Genomic DNA, 22,189 nt, shown 5'->3' on the forward strand with positions numbered 1-22,189 from the left:
GATAACCCATGGACGGAAACTACCTTGAGCGCCGCACAATCCGCCGGATTGCGCTGGTGACCAACCCTAAAGCTGGTAAAGGACGCGCCAGTGCAGCTGCCGATGAAGCACAGCGCCACTTCCGCGCCCGCGGCATCGACGTCGTCGGCATCGCCGCGTCCACCGTCGATGGCATGCGCAAGCTCATCCGCAAAGCGCTGTCGGAGCCGGGCTTGGACGCCATCGTGGCCTGCGGCGGCGATGGCCTGATTAACCAGGTGGTACAGGAACAAGCCGAAAGGGACCTGCCCTTGGGAATCATTCCGGCTGGTACTGGCAATGACTTGGCCCGCGAATTCGGCATCCCCACACGGGTGTCCAAGGCAGTAAAAATCATTGCGGATGGCTTTGCCACGCGCTGCGACATCGGAAAGCTCACGCAGGAAAACACTGGTGAGAGCAATTACTTTGCGACGATCGCCTGCTCCGGCTTCGACAACATCTGCAACGAGCGCACCAACTCTATTAAGTGGCCCACCGGCGAAGCCCGCTATCTGCTGGCCACCTTTATTGAGCTGATCAATTACAAGCCTTTCCCGGCCACGATTGATGTCGATGGCAAGCGTGTCTTCGATGACGACGTGGTCCTGTGCGCCGCGGGTATTACCCGCACCTATGGCGCCGGCATGTACGTCTGTCCCGATGCAGACCACTACGACGGGCTGTTTGATCTCACCATCGTGGGCGCGCTGAATCGTCGCCAGTTTCTCATGCAGATGGGCAAGCTCATCGACGGTGAACACGATGGCCTCCTACGGTGCAGCACTTCCGCGGCAAGGAAATCCGCATCAATCTCGAAGGCATGGACACCTGGGCCGACGGCGATAAGCTCCAGCCCAACCCAACCTTGCTGGAAGTCGTGCCGAAGGGCGGCTTCTACCTGGTTCCCCGCCCATAAGATGACGCTGAGATGAAAACGCCTATCGTGGATGCAATGAATAAAGAAACGAATTCCCCGGTACCTGCAGTCCCCAAGCCTGACTCGACGGCTGCAGCGATCTTGGCTGCAGCCCGCGAGGCCTTTATCGACAAAGGTTTAGAGGCCACCACGATTGCGGCCGTAGCCCGGCGCGCTGGGGTCTCCCGGCAAACCGTCTACAACCACTACCCCAATATTCGTTTCCTCGCCGCATCAGTTCTAACCCAAGAACTACTGCAGGTGCTCTCCCTGTTTGAGCCCGCCCCGGACTCGGTGGATGAGCTCATCGAGTGCCTGATTAGCGCCTCCAATTACGTCCGCGATAACACCTTCGTCGAAGCACTCGTCCGCAACGATCCGCAAGTCTTAATCACCTATCAATACCAACGCTTAGGCACCTCCCAGCTGTATCTCATCGATACACTCAGCACCATCATTGAGCGCCTGCAAAACAAGGCTGCCCAGGGTGAGCACCCACCGCTTCGCGATGCCGCACCACGCACCATCGCCACCTTCTTGCTCACCACGGTGCAAATGCGCGCGCTCTCACGCCATGCGCTGCGCCAAGTAGCTGACGGTGACACCTGGGACAACGAGCTCCAAGCCTTGTTGAAAGGATATTTGTACTCATGAGTACTCCCTCTGGCTCCACGAGCCTCAACGCGCAGCAACGCGCCCGCGCACTCCAGGAGGTCGGCGCAAGCGCCGACGACAACAAAGTCGACCTCGTCGTCATCGGCGGCGGCATTACCGGTACCGGTATTGCTCTCGATGCCGCCACTCGCGGCATGTCCGTCGTGTTGTTAGAACGCAACGATCTTGGCCACGGCACCTCCCGCTGGTCCTCCAAGCTGGCCCACGGCGGCCTGCGCTATCTGACCAAGCTGCAGTTCGGCATTGCGCATAATTCGGCTGTTGAGCGCGGGATCATCATGGAGCACACCGCTCCGCACTTAGTCTACGCCCTGCCGCAGGTCACCTTCCTGGCGGATAACACCTCGCTGGTCCAAAAGCTGCGATGCGTGTGGGTTTCCTCGCCGGCGACTTCTTGCGCGTCACGGCTGGTACCTCTGGCAAGACCCTGCCGCGCTCGCGCTTTATCAACGCCAAGAAGGCAGTGGAGATGTGCCCGACCGGCTTCAAGCAGGGACTTAAGGGCGCGTGGGTGAACTACGACGGCCAGATGGTCGACGATGCCCGCTTTGTTACCGCTGTTGCCCGCACCGCGGCTGGTTATGGTGCGAAAATCATCACCCGTGCCGAGGTCACCAACGCCACCGGCGACCAGGTGACCTTCACCGACACCCTCCACAACGAGGAGTACACAATCAACGCGCGTGCGGTCATCAATGCCACGGGTGTCTGGGCTGGCCAGCTCGATGAAAACATCAAGGTCCACCCTGCCCGCGGTACTCACTTGGTACTGGATGCAGAAAAACTCGGTAACCCTGAAGGTGCCCTGACGGTTCCGCTGGGCGGTTCTATTTCTCGTTATCTGTTCATCCTTCCGGCCCCGCACAGGCGCTGCTACCTGGGTCTGACGGATGAGGACAACGGCGACGACATCCCCGATGTACCGTATACTGGTACTCACGGAATGAGCGACAAGGCCCCCAGCTGGTTTAGTACAGATATTCCCACTTTGGATTTATGGAAATGGCAGTAACCCCAGAGCGTCATTTTGATTTAAAGACTGCTGCATTTTGTTTGGCGGAAATCCTTAATAAGGATGCTTTGAGTGAAAATAAGTTTAGGGGTGAAGCCGCCACATCATTGCCAAGGTTCCATGGCGCCGCTGCTTGGATTAATACATTCTTATACATTATTTTGAAAGTAGAAACACCTAACGGTACAGCCTTTGTGGGGTTTGAAGCCATCTTCCACCCTGAGGGAACTTTTCGAGAATACTCGGTTGAGTATGAAAATGTCCACGACTTATGGGCATACGAAATTGCTGGTGAACCATTTCTTAAAGAACTCGATTTTGAGGATCCAAACCGTATCACTTGGTTGAAAACAGATAGGAAAAGTTTCGTTCCTTCTACATGGAACGACTTGCTCGATTTTAATGATGCTTCGAATCAAATATGGATGCAGGATTAAAGGATTTTCCTTTTGACTATTGTCATGAAGGAACTTGACCACTTAATACGAGATGACTCGTATCCGCCATCAGGTCATCGTAAATAGCTGCTACCCGACACGGCCAGAACCGTCGACTTAATGGTCTGATTGACGGAAAACGGGCCTGACCCTTGTTTGCTGGATATCTAACATCCAGCCCAGTCAGGCCGGGAAGAATTATAAGCTACACCCTAAAGCGACATATCGACCGGAGACGTTTTCCCTGTCTCATAAAGCCCTAAAACGCATTCTGCTACAGTTCTCATTGAAGTCTGCCAAATCGGGGTTGTTGGTACGGCGGTTCCGTGTAGTTGGTACTGGGTTTTCCGATTAGGTGGTACCGGGTTCGGGAAATGAGTGATGTTTAACAGTGGCGGCACTGCAATCCGGTGGTGCCGTGACTTGTTACTCGTTTCTAGGAGGAGCCGGTATGGCTAACTTCAAAGAGATCATGGCTTTTGTGTCTTGCAGGCAAAAGCTATTCTCAGATCGTGGCAGCGCTTGAGTGCTCTCGTCGTGATATTTCCCGGGTTCGTACGATCATCCGCGATCACAACATTGACCAGGACCGTTTCGATTCCCTGTCGCCGCAGTGGTTTGATGATGTTTTCGATGATGGCCGGTCATCGCGCAGTAAAGCCTATGACCAGCCTGACTTTGAGGCCTTGGCTAGGCGGTTGGCCAACAACAAGCATCTGACCCGCCATAAGTTGTGGCTGGACTACGTCTCTACGGACTGTGCGGCCGGGTTGGAAAAATATCAGTATTCGCAGTTCTGCTCGCATTTTTCTGCGTTCATCCAGGCCAACGACTTGCGTGGGGTCATCGACCATGAACCGGGTCAAGAACTCTACGTCGACTGGGCCGGGGATAAAATCCCGATTGTCGACGAAGCTAGCGGACAGGTGGCTTTCAAGGCATCGCTGTTTGTAGCTGCTTGCCCGTATTCAGGGCTGTTGTTTGCTGTGGCAGCCGAAAATGAAAAGATGCCGGCCTGGTTGGACTGCCATGTCAAAGCATTGAACTATCTTGGCAAAGTCCCGGCAATGATTGTGCCGGACAACGCGCTGACGGCAACCTATCGGCCCAAGCGTAACCAGGCTTACCGGGCGGTGACCGCTAGGTATGCCGATTTTGCGGACTTCTACGACGTGTATATCGTTCCTGCCCGGGTGCGTAAGCCTAAGGATAAAGCCGCAGTAGAACGTGCCGTCCAGATTGGCTACAGCCGTATCCTGGGTTATTTTGACCATGATGTCTTCTACAGTCTTGACGAGCTTAATGAGGCTATTGCGCAGCGTATCGAAGATATTAACTGCGTGATGGTACGACCTGATGGCACTACCAGGCGCCAACGGTTCGATACCCACGAAGCCCCAGTCATGCGGGATCTGCCCCACGAGGCGTTTACGGAAGTATCCTGGCGGTCGCCGAAAGTAGACCGCAATTGGCATGTCTGCTGCGACTACCAGTACTACTCGGTTCCTTATCAGCTGGTAGGCAAAGTTCTACGCGCACGCCTGACGACACATACTGTAAGCCTGTTTGACGGTGATCAGCTTGTTGCTGAACACGACAGGCTCCATGGTTTTCGCTACCGGTATTCAACCAACCCCGCCCACCAGCCTAACGGCGAGACTGGCACTAACATTCTGACCCGCGATGAGCTTGTGAAATGGGCAGGCTCCTTCGGGCCGAATACGGTGACGGTGATCACCAAGATTCTTGATACGAATGCTGCTGCAATACCGCGTGGGTTGTCACTGGCCCGCAACGTGCTGGCGAACTTGGGGCGCAAGCATGACAAAGCCAGCCTGGAACCAGCCTGCGCGGTGGTCGTTGAGAAGAAACTGGCATGTAACTTCGCTGTCATCAAGCGTATCCAGTCTGATATCGCCCCCCACCAACCAGCACCACCACCGCCGGTTACACCGCCTACGCAATCAGCGGCTGTTGACCTAACAGGCATGGAAGATTCAGTGTTTATCCGACCTGACAGTCACTTTGACGACATGGAATCGGAGGACTAGGCCCTCATGATTGATATCACTGACGCTCACCGGGCGAAACTACGCACCCTGCGCCTATCGACTTTTGCCGATATCTACTTCGAGTTACTCAACGATGAGGCTTATGAAGACCGCCTTCCTGAAGAGATCTTCTTCGCCGCCGTTGACCAAGCTCTAGAAGCACGCCGTCAACGACTCGTGGATAAAGCAATCGCCGCCGCAGGCTTTACCTACCCGCAGGCATCGATTGCTGAGATAATTAACCCCGAAGCCCGGGGAATGAGCGAACGCCAGATCAAACGCCTAGCGGCCACTAACTGGCGCGAGCATCCCAGCAACCTGCACATCTATGCCCCGACCGGCACAGGCAAGACCTACCTTGCCTGTGCCATCGGAATCGAAGCCTGCCACGCTGGCTACAGCGTGGCCTACTTTCGACTTGACCAGCTTGTTGCCAAGCTAGCGGCCTATTCACCCAGCGACGACCAGTACGAGGCAATGATGCGCAAATTAACAAACGTCGATGTTCTTATCATCGACGACTTTTGCACCATCAGCGTGGACCTGCGCGGACAAGAAGACCTGACCAAGATCGTAATCGAGCGAGATGGCCGACTGCCGACCATTATCTGCTCACAATCAACCGCCGCCTACTGGGTCAAAGTCTTTCCTAGCCGCATCGGCGCGGAATCACTTGTCAGCAGGCTCAACAACGGACGTCAACTCAAGATAGGCGATTTCGACATGCGGAAGCATCTAGCAAAGCAGGCCGCAGCAGCCCAAGACAGCGACTACCCCCCCCCACAACCCCACATCAACACCAAGCGCCGACCACGCCACACCCGCGTGGTCGGCGCTTGCCAGTACCACAAACCCGGAAACCGGCAGTACCGCCTCACCGGAACCGCAGTACCACCAACCCGCTCCTGGCAACCTCCACGGACTTCCTGATCGCTTGGTTGCCCGTTTCGGATACGAAGCTCCCGCCGTTGTGCGCGCTGCCACCATTAAACGCCACTGGAGTTCATCGATGGCACCGACGTCACCCGTGCGGAAGTTGAGTACGCTTTTATTCACGAAGGCGCACTCAATGTCGACGATGTCCTCGAGCGCCGCACCCGCCTGGCGATGGTGCCTGCCGATGCCGACGCAGCCCACCCTGAGGTTGAAGAAATCGCTGCCCACGTTGCCGAGTCCACGAAGGAGTAAGACATGGCCACCCCAAAACAGTTAGTTACCTACTCTCCCGTGCACAGGCTAAGCAGCCGAAGCTAGTAAGCAAGGCGGTCACCAAAGCATTAAGTTCTTCCGGCAAGCCAAAGAAGAAGGACTTTAGCGGCGTTGGCTGCGGCATCGACGCCGCCATGAAAGCCGCTGGTGTGCCGGAGCTCAAGCACTCCGGCGAAGGCGAGCTGCGCCCCTCCGGTGTGCGCGCCGCCAACCTGGCTGCCAGGATCCCCGGAGCCAAGTAGGCCCTAGCTGCCTTTAAACTCTGGTTGGCGCTTTTCTTCGCGAGCACGACGTACCTCCTGGAAGTCATCTGATTCCCAGGCAGCGCGTCGTGCTTCGTTGCGTTCAGCGGTCGAATAGGGGCGCGCCGCATTGTGGGCGAAGTCCATCTTTAGCGCCCGCAGCGTCAACGGTGCTTTCGCCGCAATAGTGGTGGCCAGCTCAATCGCTTCGTCGAGGTCGCCCTCGGCGACAGCGAAACCACAGGCGACCGCATCTGCTGGTGATAGACGTGTTCCTGCCAGCAGCATGGCCCGCGCGCGGGAGCCTCCTATAAGCGATTCCAGTGACACCACGGCCTGTTCGTCAACACCAATGGCCATATCGCCGACCGGCAAGTGAAAGTAGGACGAGGACGCTACCACGCGCAGGTCGCAGGCCATGGCCAACATCATGCCGGCACCAATGGCTGGGCCATTGACGGCAGCGACAATGGGCACGGGCACGGTTCGCAGTGTGTCCATGAGAACCTCGAGCTGCGGGTACAACTCTCCGGCGAAGTCCTTGCTTTTCAGGTCAGCACCGGCTGAAAAGACACTGCCTGCCCCGGTAAGCACGATGACACGTGCGCCGGAGGTTTCGGCGGTGTGGAGGGCATCGATAAGTTCCTTGCACAGTTGCACGCTCAGCGCATTGCGGGCTGAATCGCGGTCGAGGGTGATAACGCAAACGCGCCCCTGATTCAGGGACGCGCTGCTGACAAGCTCAGTCACAGATTAATCGCCAATCTGATCCCGACCACGCTTCACGATGTTCTCATCCGGCTCACCAACGACCGAGTGGTCCTTGTTGGTGTACTCGAACTTGGACAGTACGTAGCGCATCGCATTGATGCGGGCACGCTTCTTGTCGTTGGACTTGATGGTGATCCACGGCGATTCCTCAGTGTCCGTGTAGCGGAACTGCTCTTCCTTAGCGCGGGTGTAATCATCCCACTTATCCAGGGAGGCCAAGTCCATCGGGGACAGCTTCCACTGACGTACCGGGTCAATCTGGCGAATAGCGAAGCGGGTGCGCTGCTCTTTACGGGTGACCGAGAACCACAGCTTGGTCAGCGAGATTCCCGAGCCCAGCAGCATGTTTTCCAGCATCGGTACCTCGCGGAGGAATTCTGCGTGCTGGGATTCAGTACAAAAGCCCATGACGCGCTCCACACCGGAACGGTTGTACCAGGAGCGGTCGAAGAACACGATCTCGCCGCCTGCTGGGAAGTGCTGGATGTAGCGCTGGAAGTACCAGGAGGTCGACTCACGCGGGGAAGGCTTTTCCAGTGCCACAGTGCGCGCACCACGGGGGTTAAGGTGCTCGTTGAAGCGCTTGATGGTGCCACCCTTACCTGCCGCGTCACGGCCTTCGAAGAGGATGATGTGGCGCTGGCCGGTTTCCTTGGTCCAGTTCTGCCACTTCAGCAGCTCGATCTGCAGTGCGCGCTTGGTGGTCTCGTACTCATCACGAGACATGCGCTCGTCGTAGGGGTAGTTCTCTCGCCAGGTCTCAATCGGCGAGCCATCCGGCATGATCAGTACCGGGTCATCCTCGTCAGAGTCATCGACGACGTAGCCGTCGGTCTGCGCCAGATCAATCTCGGGAAGTTCGTCGTCTTTAATGTCAGCCATACCCTGATCTTAGCCGCTCAGCACACTTTCGGCTGACTAAACTTAACCTTAGCCAGAATTTTCCACTCCACGTCTCCCCCATGAACTCCCCGCCGAATGTCCCGCCCCAAAACGGCAAAAATAAACCCCGGCCGAAGCCGGGGTTTCATCACCTTGCGGTGCTCGTCAGATTAGACGAACATGCCGACGAGCTGGGACAGGCCCTCAGCGATCTTGACGAACGGTTCCAGGAAGGTTACCACTGTCTGCAGGTCAGTAGCGAATGCGGAAGAACCTTCTGCGAAGTCCGTGAATGCCTGGGAGGAAGTTTCCATTGTTTACTCCTAGAAAGTAGGTATTGAGGGGATTTTCGGATGCTGTAAGAGCTCTTTATATCAAAGCTCCAACGCGGTTATTAGGCAGCGTCTACTCAGCCTGCTGGGACTCAACAACCGCGCGGGTTTCCGGGAACCAGTCAGCAGCCGAAGAGGTGGTCAGGGCATCGAAACCGTTGGACAGATTAGTGACGGCGTCACCGATGTTGGACAGAATCGTCTTCCAAGCCTCCCAGGTGTCGATGAAGTTGTCCAGGTGAACCTGAATGATAGAGAGATCCATTTGAGCTCCTAGTAGTAATCCCGGGCACTCAGCCCCGGAGAGGGGGTTTGCGGTTTTGCAGACACCCTCAGCGGGCGTCGCAAGAAGTATTTTGCCACAAGCTGAAAGACAGTCAAGCTGGATTTGGCCAGACAGTTTTCATCTCGCACTCAGGTTTCTCACTACCGTCGCGTAGGTTGTCAAACGTCACATCCACCCCTTAGGCAGCTAACCTGCAGAAATACGTAAATGGACTGACTTTTTATATTAAATTCACCTAAAATGCGTAACGCTGAATTAAAAGCTTTCGATGTCTAAAGTTCGAAATTGCTTCTTTTAGGGTGAAAATTCTTTCCCTCGAGAGGCCATTTTTACCCCCCTTCCGGGGTGAGCTGAGTCATTCTCTGGCGGCAGAATTGACCCCACAACATCGTCGAGCTGGCCCAATGTTTGCAATTCGCACTCTAAAGCGGCTTGAGGGTTATCCCGTCACGAAACCACACCAGGCACACAAGTTGTGTAGCGACACGCAATTTCACCCAGGTTCTTTCCAGGTTGCTAGTTCAAACGAGCTCTAGACACGCTGTTTCAGCCGCATTATTTCTTGAAGCCTTTTCGCTCTTGTTTTCGGGTGGTTACGTGCAAAGAAACTATTCTGGCGCTTCTGCGCTGTTGTGTGGCTATTCCTTATACTCTTGTTGACTTTGTGCTGGAGGCCTTCTGAGGGCGTTCTGGGGCTGTTTAGGGCTGGGTACGGCAAAGCCCCGCAGGGCCGCGGTGTGCGGTGCTGCGGGGCTGGTGAGCGTTGTGCTCGCTATGCCGTGTGTTTGCCGTGTGGCTGGGTTACATCATGCCGCCCATACCACCCATGGCGTCCGCGTCAGGCATGCCGTTGGAGCCGGCTGGCTCTGGCTTGTCGGCGACGACTGCCTCGGTGGTGAGGAACAGTGCGGCGATGGATGCGGCGTTCTGCAGTGCAGAGCGGGTGACCTTGACCGGGTCGTTGATGCCAGCCTCCATGAGGTTGACGTACTCGCCGGTGGCGGCATTGAGGCCCTCGCCTGGGTTCAGGGAGGCGACCTTGTCAGCGACGACGCCTGGCTCCAGGCCGGCGTTGTGGGCGATCTGCTTCAGCGGTGCGGACAGTGCTTCGCGGACGATCTTCACGCCGGTTGCTTCGTCACCGGTGAGGTCAGACAGGCCGTCGAGTGCGGATGCGGCCTGCAGGAGGGCAACACCACCGCCGGCGACGATGCCTTCTTCGACTGCAGCCTTAGCGTTGCGCACGGCGTCCTCGATGCGGTGCTTGCGCTCCTTGAGTTCGACCTCGGTGGCAGCGCCGACCTTGAGGACTGCCACGCCGCCGGACAGCTTAGCCAGGCGCTCCTGCAGCTTCTCACGGTCGTAGTCGGAGTCGGATGCTTCGATTTCGCCGCGGATCTGCTTGATGCGGCCGTCGATCTGCTCCTGGGAGCCGGCACCCTGGACGATGGTGGTCTCATCCTTGGTGACAACGACCTTGCGGGCCTGGCCCAGCAGCGGCAGGTCGGCGGTCTCCAGGGACAGGCCAACCTCTTCGGAGATAACCTGTCCGCCGGTCAGAATGGCCATATCCTGCAGGGTGGCCTTGCGGCGGTCACCGAAGCCCGGGGCCTTCACAGCAACGGACTTGAAGGTGCCGCGGATCTTGTTGACAACGAGGGTGGACAGGGCTTCGCCCTCGACGTCCTCGGCGATGATCAGCAGCGGCTTGCCGGACTGCATGACCTTCTCCAGAACCGGGACGAGGTCCTTGATGTTGGAGATCTTGGAAGAAACCAGCAGGATGTACGGATCCTCCAGGACTGCTTCCTGGCGCTCCATGTCGGTGGCGAAGTAACCGGAGATGTAGCCCTTATCAAAGCGCATACCCTCGGTGACCTCGAGGTCGACGCCGAAGGTGTTGGACTCTTCGACGGTAATGACGGAATCCTTGTTCACCGCACCGTTGCCAACGGTGTACATAGCTTCCGCAATCTTTTCACCGATTGCCGGGTCAGCAGCAGAGATACCTGCGGTGGTAGCGATCTGCTCCTGGGTTTCTACTTCCTTAGCGGAAGACAGCAGGGAATCGACCACGAGCTTGGTGGCGTTTTCGATGCCGCGCTTGATACCCATCGGGTTGGAGCCAGCAGCAACGTTGCGCAGGCCTTCGCGAACCAGTGCCTGTGCCAGGACGGTTGCGGTGGTGGTGCCGTCGCCTGCGACGTCGTCAGTCTTCTTGGCGACTTCCTTGACCAGCTCAGCGCCGATCTTCTCGTAGGGATCCTCCAGCTCGATCTCGCGAGCGATGGAAACACCGTCGTTAGTAATGGTCGGTGCGCCCCAGGACTTCTCCAGGACGACGTTGCGGCCCTTCGGGCCCAGGGTGACCTTGACGGCGTCGGCCAGGGTGTTGAGGCCACGCTCGAGACCGCGGCGGGCCTCCTCATCAAAGGCGATAATCTTTGCCATGGTGTTTGTGCTCCTTGTATTCGTTGAGGACGACACTCACGTCAATGGCTACGTGGCCGCCCGCGACGGCACGATTGGTGAGTGTTAACCAATCTCAACCACGTAGCTGAAGATTTCTGGCACTGTCCTACCGGGAGTGCTAGCGACCATTCTGGCACTCGCGATAGGAGAGTGCAACGTCGACACGACTGCCCACAGCGATCGGGCAAAGAGTACTTTGGTGGCATGACTGCTAATTCAGATTTTGTCAACGCTGACCGCGACAAGGTTTTTAACCAACTCAGCGAGCTGGTGGCCTTTAACTCTGTGCACAACGAACCCGGACTTGAAGACCAGACTGCTGGTGCTGCCGAGTGGGTACAGAAGGCCTTTGGCGAGCTGGGTATCGAGATGGAAGCAATTACTACTGCCGATGGTTCCACTGCCCTGCTGGGCACCCGCGCAGGCGATGCGGATTCCAAGACGGTGCTGCTCTACTCCCACTACGACGTCGTCCCGGCAGGGCCTGTCGATGCCTGGGAGTCCGATCCCTTTACGCTTACCGAGCGCACGCATGCCGATGGCTCCACCCGCTGGTACGGCCGCGGCTCTGCAGACTGCAAGGGCAACGTCGCTATGCACTTGGCTGCCCTGCGCGCACTGGAGGCCAACGGTGGCACCAAGCTGAACATCAAGGTGCTCATTGAAGGTTCCGAAGAACGCGGCGGCGAAGGCCTGTCCCAGTTGATTAAGGACCGCCCGGAGCTATTTGCTGCCGATGCCATCCTTATTGCCGATGCCGGAAACGCTGCAGTCGGCCAGCCCACGCTGACTACTTCCTTGCGCGGTGGCGCCCAGATCCTAGTCGAAGTCAACACTCTGGAATCCGCTGTCCACTCCGGCCAGTTCGGCGGTGCTGCCCCGGATGCAGTCAAGGCGTTGATGCGCACGCTGGATACGCTTTCCGATGACTACGGCCGCACCATCATCGACGGCGTCGATTGCACCTCCACCTGGCCAGGGGCTGAATACCCCGAATCCGCCTTCCGCGGCGATGCGCAGATGCTGCCCGGCACCGAAATCATGGGCGCTAACGACCCGGACGGTGCTACCCCAGTCGCCGACATGATTTGGGCCCGCCCGGCCATTACGGTTACCGGTTTTAGCTCCACCCCGGTCTCCGAGGCCGTCAACGCTATCCCAGCGACCGCCTCGGCGAAGCTCAACCTGCGTGTGCCCGCCGAAGCTTCGGCTGCATCGATTGCCGATGCTGTTGTCGCCCACCTGGAAAAGCACGTCCCCTGGGGGGCACACCTGCACGCCGAAGTGCTCGAAGCCAACGCTGGCTTTTCCACTGACCCGTCTAAGCCGGCTGTTGCCACGCTCGGCGAGTGCCTGGCCGAGGCTTATGGCAAGGACACCACCGAACAAGGCATGGGCGGTTCCATCCCGCTGACCACCGAGCTGCAGCAGGCACACCCCAATGCCGAAATCGCACTCTTCGGTGTCGAGGAGCCCAAGGCGACTATTCATGCGGCAAACGAATCAGTCGATCCAACTGAGATCCTGAACATCGCTACCGCCGAGGCGCTTTTCCTCCAACGCTACGCGTAGGTCGCTGCAGCGACCTACGCATATAAATTCTGTCTAGCGTCCTGCGTAACGAACTGTGCTCACTACATGCTGGCTACGTAACGCAGCAGTAGGTTCGTTACGATATGACGCAAGAGGGAAACATAAGTGATTCCCACCTGCGTTTTACATGCAGTGAAAAACAGGTAACCTTTAATAAGCTGGCCGCGCCGTCAATGACGCCGCCCACCCGCCATCCCGGCTTTTGGTTTAGTTCGCTTCACCGGAAGCCGGGTAAACAGGTGTGTACGTGTTAAATCAGTGAAATCTCGCTTTTGCGTAGCTGCCCGAGTAAGTGGGGCAACTTCCGTGTTCGAGCAGGGACGTCGCAGACGTGCCACGGCCGACCGTTGAAAAACTGACCAACACATAAGGAGCGCAGACAAGCCCGTGATTACTCTGTTCGGCGCCCTCATAGTCGCGACGGTCGCGGCGCCCTTCCTTATCCGCTACATGGGCAGACCCGCTTTTGGTCTGCTTGCGATTGTGCCCGGCGTGGGCTTTTTCTGGACGCTCACGCAATTTACTAACGGCGCTTTCGATAACGACTTTGCCTACACTGCGCGCATCGAATGGATGCCGAATGCAAACTTGGCAATTTCGTTGCGGATGGATGCACTCGCGGCCCAATTCTCGCTGATTATTTTGGGCATTGGCGCACTCGTCCTCGCCTACTGTTGGGGATACTTCGATAAGACCCCACGTCGCCTCGCTATTTTCGGCGCGCAGATGGTCGGCTTTGCCACCGCCATGTATGGCCTGGTGCTATCCGACAACTTCCTGCTCATGTACGTCTTCTGGGAGATCACCTCCCTGCTGTCCTTCCTCTTGGTCAGCTACTACGGCGAACGCGCATCCTCGCGCCGCTCCGCTCAGCAAGCGCTCATGGTCACTGTGCTGGGCGGCTTGTCGATGCTCGTAGGCATCGTCGTCCTCGGCCGCCAAACCGGCGCCTGGTCGTTTACCGTAATCGCCGAGGTGGACAACATCGTCCACGTCCCGTATGTCACCGTCGCCATCGTGCTCATCCTGGTCGGCGCGCTGACCAAATCCGCTATCGCTCCCGCCCACTTCTGGCTGCCAGGCGCGATGGCTGCCCCGACGCCGGTCTCGGCCTACCTGCACTCCGCAGCCATGGTCAAGGCCGGTATCTACCTGGTTGCCCGCCTGGCCCCAGAGTTCCACGAGGTTGCCACCTGGCACCTCGTCGTCCTCCCGCTCGGCCTGTTTACGATGCTGCTCGGCGGCTGGATGGCCCTGAAGCAAAAAGACCTCAAGCTGGTCCTGGCGTATGGCACGGTGTCCCAGCTGGGTTTTATCACCACCGTGATGGCCATTGGCTCCCGCGAGGCCATGCAGGCCGGCCTGGCGCTGACCTTTGCCCACTCGCTGTTTAAGGCAGCGCTGTTTATGGTCGTCGGTGCGATTGACCACACCTCGGGCACGCGCGACATCGATAAGCTGTCTGGCCTCGGCCGCAAGCAGCCGGTGCTGTTTATCATCGCCACCATCTCTGCACTGTCGATGGCTGGCATCCCACCGCTGTTCGGCTTCGTGTCCAAGGAATCCGTTCTGGAAACCCTGCTCGAAGAAGAACTGCTGGTGGGCATGCCGCGCAACATCATCCTGGTTGGCGTGGTGGCAGGTTCCATCCTCACGATGACCTACACCCTGCGCTTCCTGTGGGGTGCGTTTGCCACCAAGGACCGCACCGTGTCCGAGGCCGTGGAAAACATGCACCCGATGGGCGGCATGCTGTGGATTCCGCCGGCCATCCTGACTGCTCTTACCGTGCTCTTTGGTATCTGGCCGGACCCTCTGTCCTCGGCTGTCAACCAGCACTTGGACAACATCTTCGGCACCGACGAAGAGACCTACCTGGCACTGTGGCACGGCTTTACCGTCGCGCTTGGCCTCTCGGCGATTATCATCGTCGCCGGTATTATCCTGCACTGGCAGCGCCAGGTCCTGCACACCTGGCAGTTCACCTACCCGGCACTCGGCTCGGCTGACGATGCCTACGACACCGTCATCAACTCCCTGCGCACCGTCTCGCTGCACTTGACCGCATCGACCCAGCGCGGTTCGCTGCAGTTCAACTTGACCGTTATCTTCGGCACGCTAATCCTGCTGCCGGTCATCTCGCTGATTTCTGGCGACCTGACTAATGTGCGCATGATTGTCGCCGAAAATCCCTGGCAGATCGGTGCTGCACTGGTCATCGTCATGGCTGCTACCGCCGCCACGGTGATCAACAACCGCCTGTCTGCAGTCATCGTGGTTGGCATTACCGGCTACGCGCTGGCGTTCATCTTCGCCCTGCACGGCGCACCGGACCTCGCACTGACCCAGCTGCTGGTCGAGACCATCGTCATGGTCATCTTCATGCTGGTCCTGCGTAAGATGCCCGCCTCCGTGGAGTGGAAGCAAGACCCGAAGATGGGTCGCCTGCGCGCGTGGCTGTCGGTCGGCGTTGGCCTCGCCGTCACCCTCGTGGCACTGTTTGCTATCAACGCCCGCTCCGCACGTCCGATTTCGGAGACCATGCCGGAGCTGGCCAAGGAGATCGGCCACGGCTCCAACGCCGTGAACGTCCTGCTGGTCGACATGCGTGCCTGGGATACCTTCGGTGAGACCACGGTGCTGATCATCGCCGCCATTGGTTTGGCCTCGTTGATTTTCCGCACCCAGTCCTTCGCGCGCCCGTCGCGTCGTCCGACCCTGCGTGTGACCGGCCGTCGTTGGCTGGCCGCCGGTGTCGAGACCGAGCAGCAGCTCAACCGCTCGCTCATGATCGATGTCGCCACCCGCGTTCTCTTCCCGTCAATGATGGCCCTGTCGCTGTTCTTCTTCTTTGCCGGCCACAACGCCCCGGGCGGTGGCTTCGCTGGTGGCCTGGTGGCTGCCCTGGCGCTGACCCTGCGTTACCTGGCCGGCGGCTGGGCAGAGCTGGAAGAAGCACTGCCTATCGATGGCGGCCGCATCATGGGTGCCGGCCTCCTGATTTCCCTGGTGGCCATCGTCGCACCGATGTTCTTCGGCCTGCCACCACTGGCCTCGGCCTACACCAGCGTCGACATCCCGCTGATTGGCTCGATGTCGCTACCGTCCGCCCTGGTCTTCGATACCGGTGTCTACCTCATCGTGGTTGGCCTGGCGCTGTACATCTTGAATTCGCTGGGCTCCAAGCTGGACCACGAAGAAGAGATGCGTAAGCAGCGTGCACGTGACCGCGCTCGCTCGCTGGCTCGTCGTCAGCGTCAGCGCTCCGCGGCACAAAAGTCCGGTGCGAAAAAGACCCCGGCTCGTGCTGCCGCCCGCGCTGTGTCTGACCCACCGCCTGCCAAGCAAGCAGAGTCTGCAGAGCCTGCAGAGACTTCAGAATCGAAACCCGCCGAACCTCAGTCCCCCGGAAAGGAGCGCTAAATGGAAGCCAATCTCTTCCTCCTCCTGGCTGCCGGAACGCTTGTCGCCGCGGGCACCTACCTGCTGCTAGACCGCGCAATGACCAAAATGCTGCTCGGCATCATCCTGATCAGCAACGGCGCGAACCTGTTCATCTTGCAAGCAGGTGGCTCGGCAGGCTCCCCGCCGGTCTGGGACCGCGAATCCCTCCAGTACGGCGAAGAAGTCGCCGACCCGCTGGCCCAGGCCATGATCCTGACCGCCATTGTGATTTCCATGGCGCTCACGGCGTTCATCCTCACTTTGGCGTACCGCCAGTACCGCTACCGCACCGCCGACGTCATCGAGGACGACGCAGAGGACACCGCCATTGCGGCCATTGCGTCCCGTCCGGACAAGGCCGCTGCGAGTGCCGACCACGACGCCTCCAACGACCCGACCACCGGTCGCGTGACCAAGGAAGGCGACAAGTTCGGCCACGACTTCTTCGAAGAGCCAGTCAAGGGGGCCAAGGATGACTGAAACCTTACGCCCGCTTGTCGATGCCCTCCTGCCCTGGATCGGCTACCTCATCCCCATGCCGGTCATCATCCCGGCATTGGCCGCCGCGGTCAGCCTGTTCTTCGCCCGCCAGCCGGGCATCCAGCGCCAGATCGCATTCTTCGGCCTGTTGGCCACCGCCGTGGTCAACGCGCTGCTGATTATCATCGCTGACGCCGAGGGCATCCAGACCCTCCAGATCGGTGGCTGGGACGCCCCAATTGGCATCACCCTGGTCGCAGACCGCCTGTCCTCGGTCATGCTGTTTACCTCAGCCATCGTGCTGTTCTGCGTGATGTGGTACGCCATCTCCCAGGGCGTGCGCGACGGCACCAAGGACGAACCGGTCGCCGTCTTCTTGCCGACCTACATGCTGCTGACCATGGGCGTGAATGTGTCCTTCCTGGCCGGCGACTTGTTCAACCTCTACGTTGGCTTCGAGATCTTCCTGGTCGCCTCTTATGTCCTGCTGACCCTGGGTGCGTCGCCTGCCCGTGTGCGCGCTGGTGTCGGCTACGTCATGGTCTCGATGGCATCCTCGCTGATCTTCCTGTTCGCCCTGGCGTTTATCTACGCCTCGGTCGGCACGGTGAACATGGCGCAGGTCGGCATCCGCATGGAAGACATCCCAGAAGGCACCCGCACCGCCATCTTCGGCGTGCTGCTCATCGCCTTCGGTATTAAGGCCGCCGTCTTCCCACTCGATGCCTGGCTGCCGGACTCCTACCCCACCGCACCGTCGCTGGTCACCGCGGTCTTCGCAGGTCTGCTCACCAAGGTTGGTGTCTACGCCATCATTCGTGCGCGCACGACCGTATTTACCGATGGCTCCCTAGACACCCTGCTCATGGTCGTCGCACTGGCCACCATGGTCGTCGGTATTTTGGGTGCGATGGCGCAAACAGACATCAAACGTTTGCTGTCGTTTACCCTGGTCAGCCACATCGGCTACATGATCTTCGGCGTCGCCCTGGGCACCGCCCACGGACTGACCGGCGCCATCTTCTACGCCGTGCACCACATTCTGGTCCAGACCGCGCTCTTCCTGGTCGTCGGCCTTATCGAGCGCCAGGGCGGCACATCCTCCCTGCGTCGTCTGGGCTCGCTGATCTACACCGCCCCGCTGATTGCGATTTTGTACTTCATCCCCGCAGTCAACCTCGGCGGCATCCCGCCCTTCTCCGGCTTCTTGGGCAAGATCATCTTGCTCCAAGCCGGTGCTGAGGAAGGCTCCTGGCTGTCCTGGGTCCTTATCGGTGGCGCCGTCATCACCTCTCTGCTGACCCTGTACGTCATGGTCCTGGTGTGGGCCAAAGGCTTCCTCCGCGACCGCGCCGATGCGCCGGAGGGCAACAAGGCGATTGCCCGCCCCTCCCCGTTGGGCGATATCACCGACGAGGTCGAGTTCACCGACCGCCAAGACGTAGGCCGCGTTCCTTTTGGCATGCTCGCCTCCACCGCCGTACTGGTCGCTGCCTCGGTGTCCATCACGTTTATGGCCGGCCCGATTTCGAATATCGCCGGCCGCGCAGCAGACTCCGCGCAGGACCGCAGCATCTACCAGTACGCCGTGCTTGGCGATACCGCCGACAACCCCACCCGGCACCTCGACCCGCAGGATCGCTATCAGGGCGGCCCAGACGCACGTGAAAACCGCAACGAGCACGCCGCGAACACCGCACGCGACGAAGCCGCGACCACCTCCTCCACCCCACCGGCCCAGGACACCCCATCCGATTCCGGCCGCGCGCCGGAGGCAAATACCGACGGCGAAACCGATCCAACCTTCGAACCGCAAGGTGATAACGATGAGTAAAGCCCGCAATCGTTTCCAAGGCGTGCGTCACCGCTTCCGCCCCGGCTTCGTCGTATGGATCATGGTCATGTGGTGCATGCTCATGGGCGAGCTATCCTGGGCCAACGTCTTCGCTGGCCTGGGCGTCGGCTTGCTCATCGTCTTCGCCCTGCCGCTGCCCGCCATGCCAGTAACCGGCGTGCGCATCTCCTACGGCGCACTGATTAAGTACCTATTCATCTGGGCCTGGGAGCTCTTCTTCGCCTCGCTGAAAGTTTCCTGGCTGGCCCTGCGCCCGCAGGAAGTACCTAAGCAAGCCATCGTCGAAGTCCCCATGCGCTTGGAAAACGAATTCGTTCTGTCAGTCGCCGTTATGCTGTACAACCTGCAGCCGGGTGGCACGATTTCGGATATCGACATCGCCAACCGCATGCTCACCATCCACATCCTCGATGCTGGCTCGGATGCTGCCATCGAGCGCGAAATCAACGCCGTGGCCAAACTAGAATTAGCCATGATCCGCATCTTCGAAAGGAGGCACGCCTAATGGATCCGTCCATCTACACCGCGATCCTTACCGTCGCCGCAGCCTTCCTCATCGCAGCCTTTTTCATCACCACCTGGCGGATCGTCGTCGGCCCGAACTCCATGGACCGCCTGGTCGGCATGGATGGTTTCATCGCCATGTTCCAGTGCGCGATGGCCACCTACATCTGCTGGTCACTGAACACCACCGTGGCCAATGCCATGCTGGTCGTCGCCCTGCTCGGCTTCATCTCCACCGTGTCTGCCACCAAGTTTAGGAAGAGGGATACCCAATGAGTTGGTCACTGATCGCTGACATCATCTCGCTGGTCCTCGTCCTGACCGGCTCCATCCTCATCTTCGCTGCCGCCGTCGGTGTCGCGCGCTTCGACAACACCATGTCGCGTGTGCACCCCATCACCAAGCCGCAAACCATCGGGCTGATCTTCACCATCCTCGGCGCACTCATCCGGGTGACTGGCTCTGAAACTTTCGGTGTCGCCGAACGCGGCGATCTGGGCATCCTCGTGCTGCTGGTATTGTTTGCGATGATCACCAGCCCCGTAACCGCCCAGCGCATGGCACGCATCGCGCGTCGTGAAGGCCTGTACGGTTCCGAGGAACACATGTCGCGCAACGACCGCCCCGCCGGAAAGTCGCTGCGCCGAAAGTAGGAAGCTGCATCGGTCACGTGAAAAAGATCACTGGTCTCCCCACCATTTGTGTCTTTCTGGCACTCCTGGTGGGTTTAATCGTCTACCGCTTCATTGTGTGGCCCGACGATCACGCCTTCCACGCCCGCCTGCCGCTCGACCTGTGGATTTACGCGCAGGCTGGCGCTGAGGTCACCGCAGGCACCCCGCTTTACGATGCCGCCTACGTCGCCAACCTGCCTTTTACCTATCCGCCCTTCTCCGCCATCCTGTTTGCCCCGCTCGCGCTATTCGATGCCACCACCCTCACCTGGACCTGGCACATCCTCACCGGCTTAGCCCTGTTGGCCGTGCTGCTGTTGGTCTTCCGCGAGCGCGGCATTAAGCTCACCCCGGGCGTGTGGTTGCTCGCCGTGCTGCTGGTCGCCTGCTCCACCGCGCTCGAGCCCGTCCACGGCACCGCGTTCTTCGGCCAGATCAATATCTTCCTCATGCTGCTAGTCAGCCTGGACTTGCTCGTGGGCCGCCGAGGCCTGCCTGGCATCGGCACCGGCTTGGCTGCAGGCATGAAACTCACCCCGGCCTATTTCGGCCTGGTCTTTCTCATGCAGCGCCGCTGGGGTGCAGTCGTCGGCTGCATCGCCACCTTCCTGGTCACCGTCGCCATCGGCTTTGTGGTCATCCCCGACGCGATGGTCTTTTGGACCGATGCAATGTTCAACTCCAACCGCGTGGGCGAGCACACCAACCCCGGCGCGCAGTCCATCCGCTCTCTGCTTTATCGCACCGTGGGCACCGACTCCACCGCGGTCTGGCTCATCCTGGTCGCCATCGTCGTCGCGCTGACCTGCCTGGCGCTGCGCACCGCGATCATTCGCCACAACCGCTCTGCTGCCATGGCGCTGACCGGCATCTCGGCCTGCCTGGTCTCCCCCTTCTCCTGGTACCACCACTGGGTCTGGGTCGTCCCGCTGGCCGTCGTCATCCTCATTAAGACCAACCGCTTCCTGGGCGCGCGTGCCACCACCCCGCTGGGCCGTCAGCTCGCTGGACTGGGCTCCGTGGTTGCCATGTGCTTAACGATGGCCCCTTTCATCAACCACGTCGTCTTCCGCACCCTGTCCTTTAGGAACTACTACGACATCTCCCTGAACTACTTCCTGCCGGCAGATTTCATCTTCTGCGGAGCAGGCCTGCTGTTCATCGGCGTCTACGCCGTGTGGGGCTTCCTGCCCGGCGCGCGCAATTCATCCATCTCCGCCGACGTACGCGAGACCACCTCTTCCCAGCTGCCAGTCTCTTCGAAGACCGCGCGCTGACGCTGGTAGGCCGCACCGCCGTCGATAATCTCTTGGACTAACAACAACTCGTCGGCACAGTCGAGCTCTTCTGCCAGCGGCAGCAGCTGCTCAATCATCTCTTCGAGCTCCTCGGTCACCCAGCGCTCATCGGTGTCACGCGAGGTAATCACGAGCGCTTCCATGCCATAGCGTGCACCGCGCCACTTGTTTTCAGCCACGTGCCACGGCTGCAGGGTGGGCAGCTCCTCCCCGCGGTCAATCATGCGGTCATAGTGGACCACCAAACAGTGCGTGAGCGCCACAATCGCCGAGAGCTCGCGCAGGTTTGATGCCGCATCCGAGACGCGTACTTCCACCGTGCCCCACTTCGAGGCCGGGCGGATATCAAAGTGCATCGACCCGGTGTGGTTTATCACGCCCGAAATCGACTGGTCCCGCATGTAGTCTTGCCACTGCTCCCAGTTGGCAAACTGGTACGGCATACCCGCAGTCGGTAGCTGCTGATACAGCATCGTCCGGTTCGACGCATAGCCGGTGTCCAGGCCCTCCCAGGCCGGCGAACTTGCCGAGATCGCCAACAAATGCGGATACTTCGTCATCAACGCATTAATGATCGGCCACACGCGGTCCTCATGCCGAATACCGACATGCACGTGCGTGCCCCACAGCAGCATCTGCTGCCCCCAGTACTGAGTGCGGTTAATAATCTCCGAATACGCCGACTTCTCCGAAACCGCATTCTTGCGAAAATCTGAAAACGGATGGCCACCCGATGACCACAGGTCCACGCCCATCTCATCAGCAGCTTCGCGCACCGCTGCCAGGCTGCGCTCCAAATCCGCCATGGCTTCAGGCACCGTCTTGCACACGCCAGTGACCAGCTCGACGGTGTTTTGGAGGAATTCTTTTTCCAGGTGCACGTCCGGATGCGTCTTACGCACCTTATCGACGAGCTCGCCTCCCCGCGGCACCAAGTCGCGGGTCTGGCGATCAATTAGCGCCACTTCCCACTCGACACCCAAGGTGGGTTCGGCGGAACGGGCGAACTTTTCTTCCGGAGTATTCACCCGTTCA

Annotated in this window: 21 protein-coding genes and 1 pseudogene; 16 read left to right on the plus strand and 6 right to left on the minus strand. The window is 59.2% G+C overall.

All coding sequences use genetic code 11. From position 1 onward, the window contains the following. Positions 1 to 8 precede the first annotated feature (8 nt). From UL81_RS09955 to UL81_RS12200, 8 genes and pseudogenes are all read left to right on the plus strand, one after another. Complete coding sequence (locus tag UL81_RS09955) at positions 9 to 953, plus strand: diacylglycerol kinase family protein (protein WP_052737452.1); 945 nt, start codon at positions 9 to 11, stop codon at positions 951 to 953. A gap of 20 nt (positions 954 to 973) precedes the next feature. Further along, positions 974 to 1,591, plus strand: coding sequence for a TetR/AcrR family transcriptional regulator (locus UL81_RS09960; protein WP_046453704.1), 618 nt, complete (start codon positions 974 to 976; stop codon positions 1,589 to 1,591). Continuing rightward, positions 1,588 to 2,127, plus strand: coding sequence for an FAD-dependent oxidoreductase (locus tag UL81_RS12155; protein ID WP_179944095.1), 540 nt, complete (start codon positions 1,588 to 1,590; stop codon positions 2,125 to 2,127). The genes UL81_RS09960 and UL81_RS12155 overlap by 4 nt, the downstream gene beginning before the upstream one ends. Continuing rightward, the gene (locus UL81_RS12160; RefSeq protein WP_282957053.1) at positions 2,082 to 2,624 is read left to right on the plus strand and encodes an FAD-dependent oxidoreductase; all 543 of its coding nucleotides are present in this window, start codon (positions 2,082 to 2,084) and stop codon (positions 2,622 to 2,624) included. The genes UL81_RS12155 and UL81_RS12160 overlap by 46 nt, the downstream gene beginning before the upstream one ends. After that, complete coding sequence (locus UL81_RS09970; RefSeq protein ID WP_035104384.1) at positions 2,609 to 3,061, plus strand: hypothetical protein; 453 nt, start codon at positions 2,609 to 2,611, stop codon at positions 3,059 to 3,061. Before UL81_RS12160 ends, UL81_RS09970 begins: the two co-directional genes overlap by 16 nt. Positions 3,062 to 3,573: 512 nt before the next feature. Further along, a complete protein-coding gene (gene istA, locus UL81_RS09975) occupies positions 3,574 to 5,112 on the plus strand; it encodes an IS21 family transposase (RefSeq protein ID WP_236684465.1) in 1,539 nt (512 codons plus the stop codon). Positions 5,113 to 5,118: 6 nt separating this feature from the next. Further along, positions 5,119 to 5,859 (plus strand): annotated as a pseudogene (locus UL81_RS09980) (ATP-binding protein); the annotation flags it as partial. A gap of 303 nt (positions 5,860 to 6,162) precedes the next feature. Beyond that, positions 6,163 to 6,300 (plus strand): hypothetical protein, encoded by a 138-nt coding sequence (locus tag UL81_RS12200; protein ID WP_407921722.1) that lies wholly within the window; start codon positions 6,163 to 6,165, stop codon positions 6,298 to 6,300. A 266-nt stretch (positions 6,301 to 6,566) separates the two neighbouring features. On the opposite strand, the gene UL81_RS09985 is transcribed toward UL81_RS12200, so the two are convergent. The 5 genes from UL81_RS09985 to groL form a co-directional block, all read right to left on the minus strand. Beyond that, positions 6,567 to 7,313, minus strand: a complete 747-nt coding sequence (locus UL81_RS09985; RefSeq protein WP_035104382.1) for an enoyl-CoA hydratase — start codon at positions 7,311 to 7,313, stop codon at positions 6,567 to 6,569. A gap of 3 nt (positions 7,314 to 7,316) precedes the next feature. Next, on the minus strand, positions 7,317 to 8,216 hold the full coding sequence (gene ppk2 / locus UL81_RS09990; protein ID WP_035104380.1) for a polyphosphate kinase 2: 900 nt from the start codon (positions 8,214 to 8,216) through the stop codon (positions 7,317 to 7,319). A gap of 170 nt (positions 8,217 to 8,386) precedes the next feature. Beyond that, positions 8,387 to 8,530, minus strand: coding sequence for a hypothetical protein (locus UL81_RS11910; protein WP_158407911.1), 144 nt, complete (start codon positions 8,528 to 8,530; stop codon positions 8,387 to 8,389). A 91-nt stretch (positions 8,531 to 8,621) separates the two neighbouring features. Beyond that, positions 8,622 to 8,813, minus strand: a complete 192-nt coding sequence (locus UL81_RS09995) for a hypothetical protein (protein ID WP_035104379.1) — start codon at positions 8,811 to 8,813, stop codon at positions 8,622 to 8,624. An 822-nt stretch (positions 8,814 to 9,635) separates the two neighbouring features. Then, entirely contained in the window at positions 9,636 to 11,285 is a 1,650-nt protein-coding gene (groL, locus tag UL81_RS10000) for a chaperonin GroEL (protein ID WP_046453551.1), read from the minus strand. Between the two features lie 225 nt (positions 11,286 to 11,510). On the opposite strand from groL, the gene UL81_RS10005 reads away from it, so the two are divergent. The 8 genes from UL81_RS10005 to UL81_RS10040 all read left to right on the plus strand — a co-directional run bounded on the left by UL81_RS10005 (position 11,511) and on the right by UL81_RS10040 (position 21,133). Further along, positions 11,511 to 12,878: a dipeptidase gene (locus UL81_RS10005; RefSeq protein ID WP_035104377.1), complete on the plus strand. Its 1,368-nt coding sequence runs from the start codon at positions 11,511 to 11,513 to the stop codon at positions 12,876 to 12,878. A 408-nt stretch (positions 12,879 to 13,286) separates the two neighbouring features. Beyond that, positions 13,287 to 16,322 (plus strand): Na+/H+ antiporter subunit A, encoded by a 3,036-nt coding sequence (locus tag UL81_RS10010; RefSeq protein ID WP_035104376.1) that lies wholly within the window; start codon positions 13,287 to 13,289, stop codon positions 16,320 to 16,322. Next, on the plus strand, positions 16,323 to 16,823 hold the full coding sequence (locus UL81_RS10015) for a Na(+)/H(+) antiporter subunit C (RefSeq protein WP_035104374.1): 501 nt from the start codon (positions 16,323 to 16,325) through the stop codon (positions 16,821 to 16,823). Further along, positions 16,816 to 18,657 carry a Na+/H+ antiporter subunit D gene (locus tag UL81_RS10020; protein WP_046453552.1) on the plus strand — a complete coding sequence of 614 codons (1,842 nt, stop codon included), beginning with the start codon at positions 16,816 to 16,818 and terminating at the stop codon, positions 18,655 to 18,657. The genes UL81_RS10015 and UL81_RS10020 overlap by 8 nt, the downstream gene beginning before the upstream one ends. Next, positions 18,650 to 19,183 (plus strand): Na+/H+ antiporter subunit E, encoded by a 534-nt coding sequence (locus tag UL81_RS10025; protein ID WP_035104373.1) that lies wholly within the window; start codon positions 18,650 to 18,652, stop codon positions 19,181 to 19,183. The genes UL81_RS10020 and UL81_RS10025 overlap by 8 nt, the downstream gene beginning before the upstream one ends. Continuing rightward, positions 19,183 to 19,458 (plus strand): monovalent cation/H+ antiporter complex subunit F, encoded by a 276-nt coding sequence (locus tag UL81_RS10030; protein ID WP_035104371.1) that lies wholly within the window; start codon positions 19,183 to 19,185, stop codon positions 19,456 to 19,458. Before UL81_RS10025 ends, UL81_RS10030 begins: the two co-directional genes overlap by 1 nt. After that, on the plus strand, positions 19,455 to 19,835 hold the full coding sequence (locus tag UL81_RS10035) for a monovalent cation/H(+) antiporter subunit G (protein ID WP_035104369.1): 381 nt from the start codon (positions 19,455 to 19,457) through the stop codon (positions 19,833 to 19,835). The genes UL81_RS10030 and UL81_RS10035 overlap by 4 nt, the downstream gene beginning before the upstream one ends. Positions 19,836 to 19,852: 17 nt before the next feature. Continuing rightward, on the plus strand, positions 19,853 to 21,133 hold the full coding sequence (locus tag UL81_RS10040; protein ID WP_035104368.1) for a glycosyltransferase 87 family protein: 1,281 nt from the start codon (positions 19,853 to 19,855) through the stop codon (positions 21,131 to 21,133). Here the strand turns inward: UL81_RS10040 and UL81_RS10045 are convergent. Further along, positions 21,025 to 22,182: a glutamate--cysteine ligase gene (locus tag UL81_RS10045; RefSeq protein WP_035104366.1), complete on the minus strand. Its 1,158-nt coding sequence runs from the start codon at positions 22,180 to 22,182 to the stop codon at positions 21,025 to 21,027. The genes UL81_RS10040 and UL81_RS10045 overlap by 109 nt on opposite strands. Positions 22,183 to 22,189: the final 7 nt, after the last annotated feature.

The organism is Corynebacterium camporealensis, assembly GCF_000980815.1.
Taxonomy (GTDB): domain Bacteria; phylum Actinomycetota; class Actinomycetes; order Mycobacteriales; family Mycobacteriaceae; genus Corynebacterium; species Corynebacterium camporealense.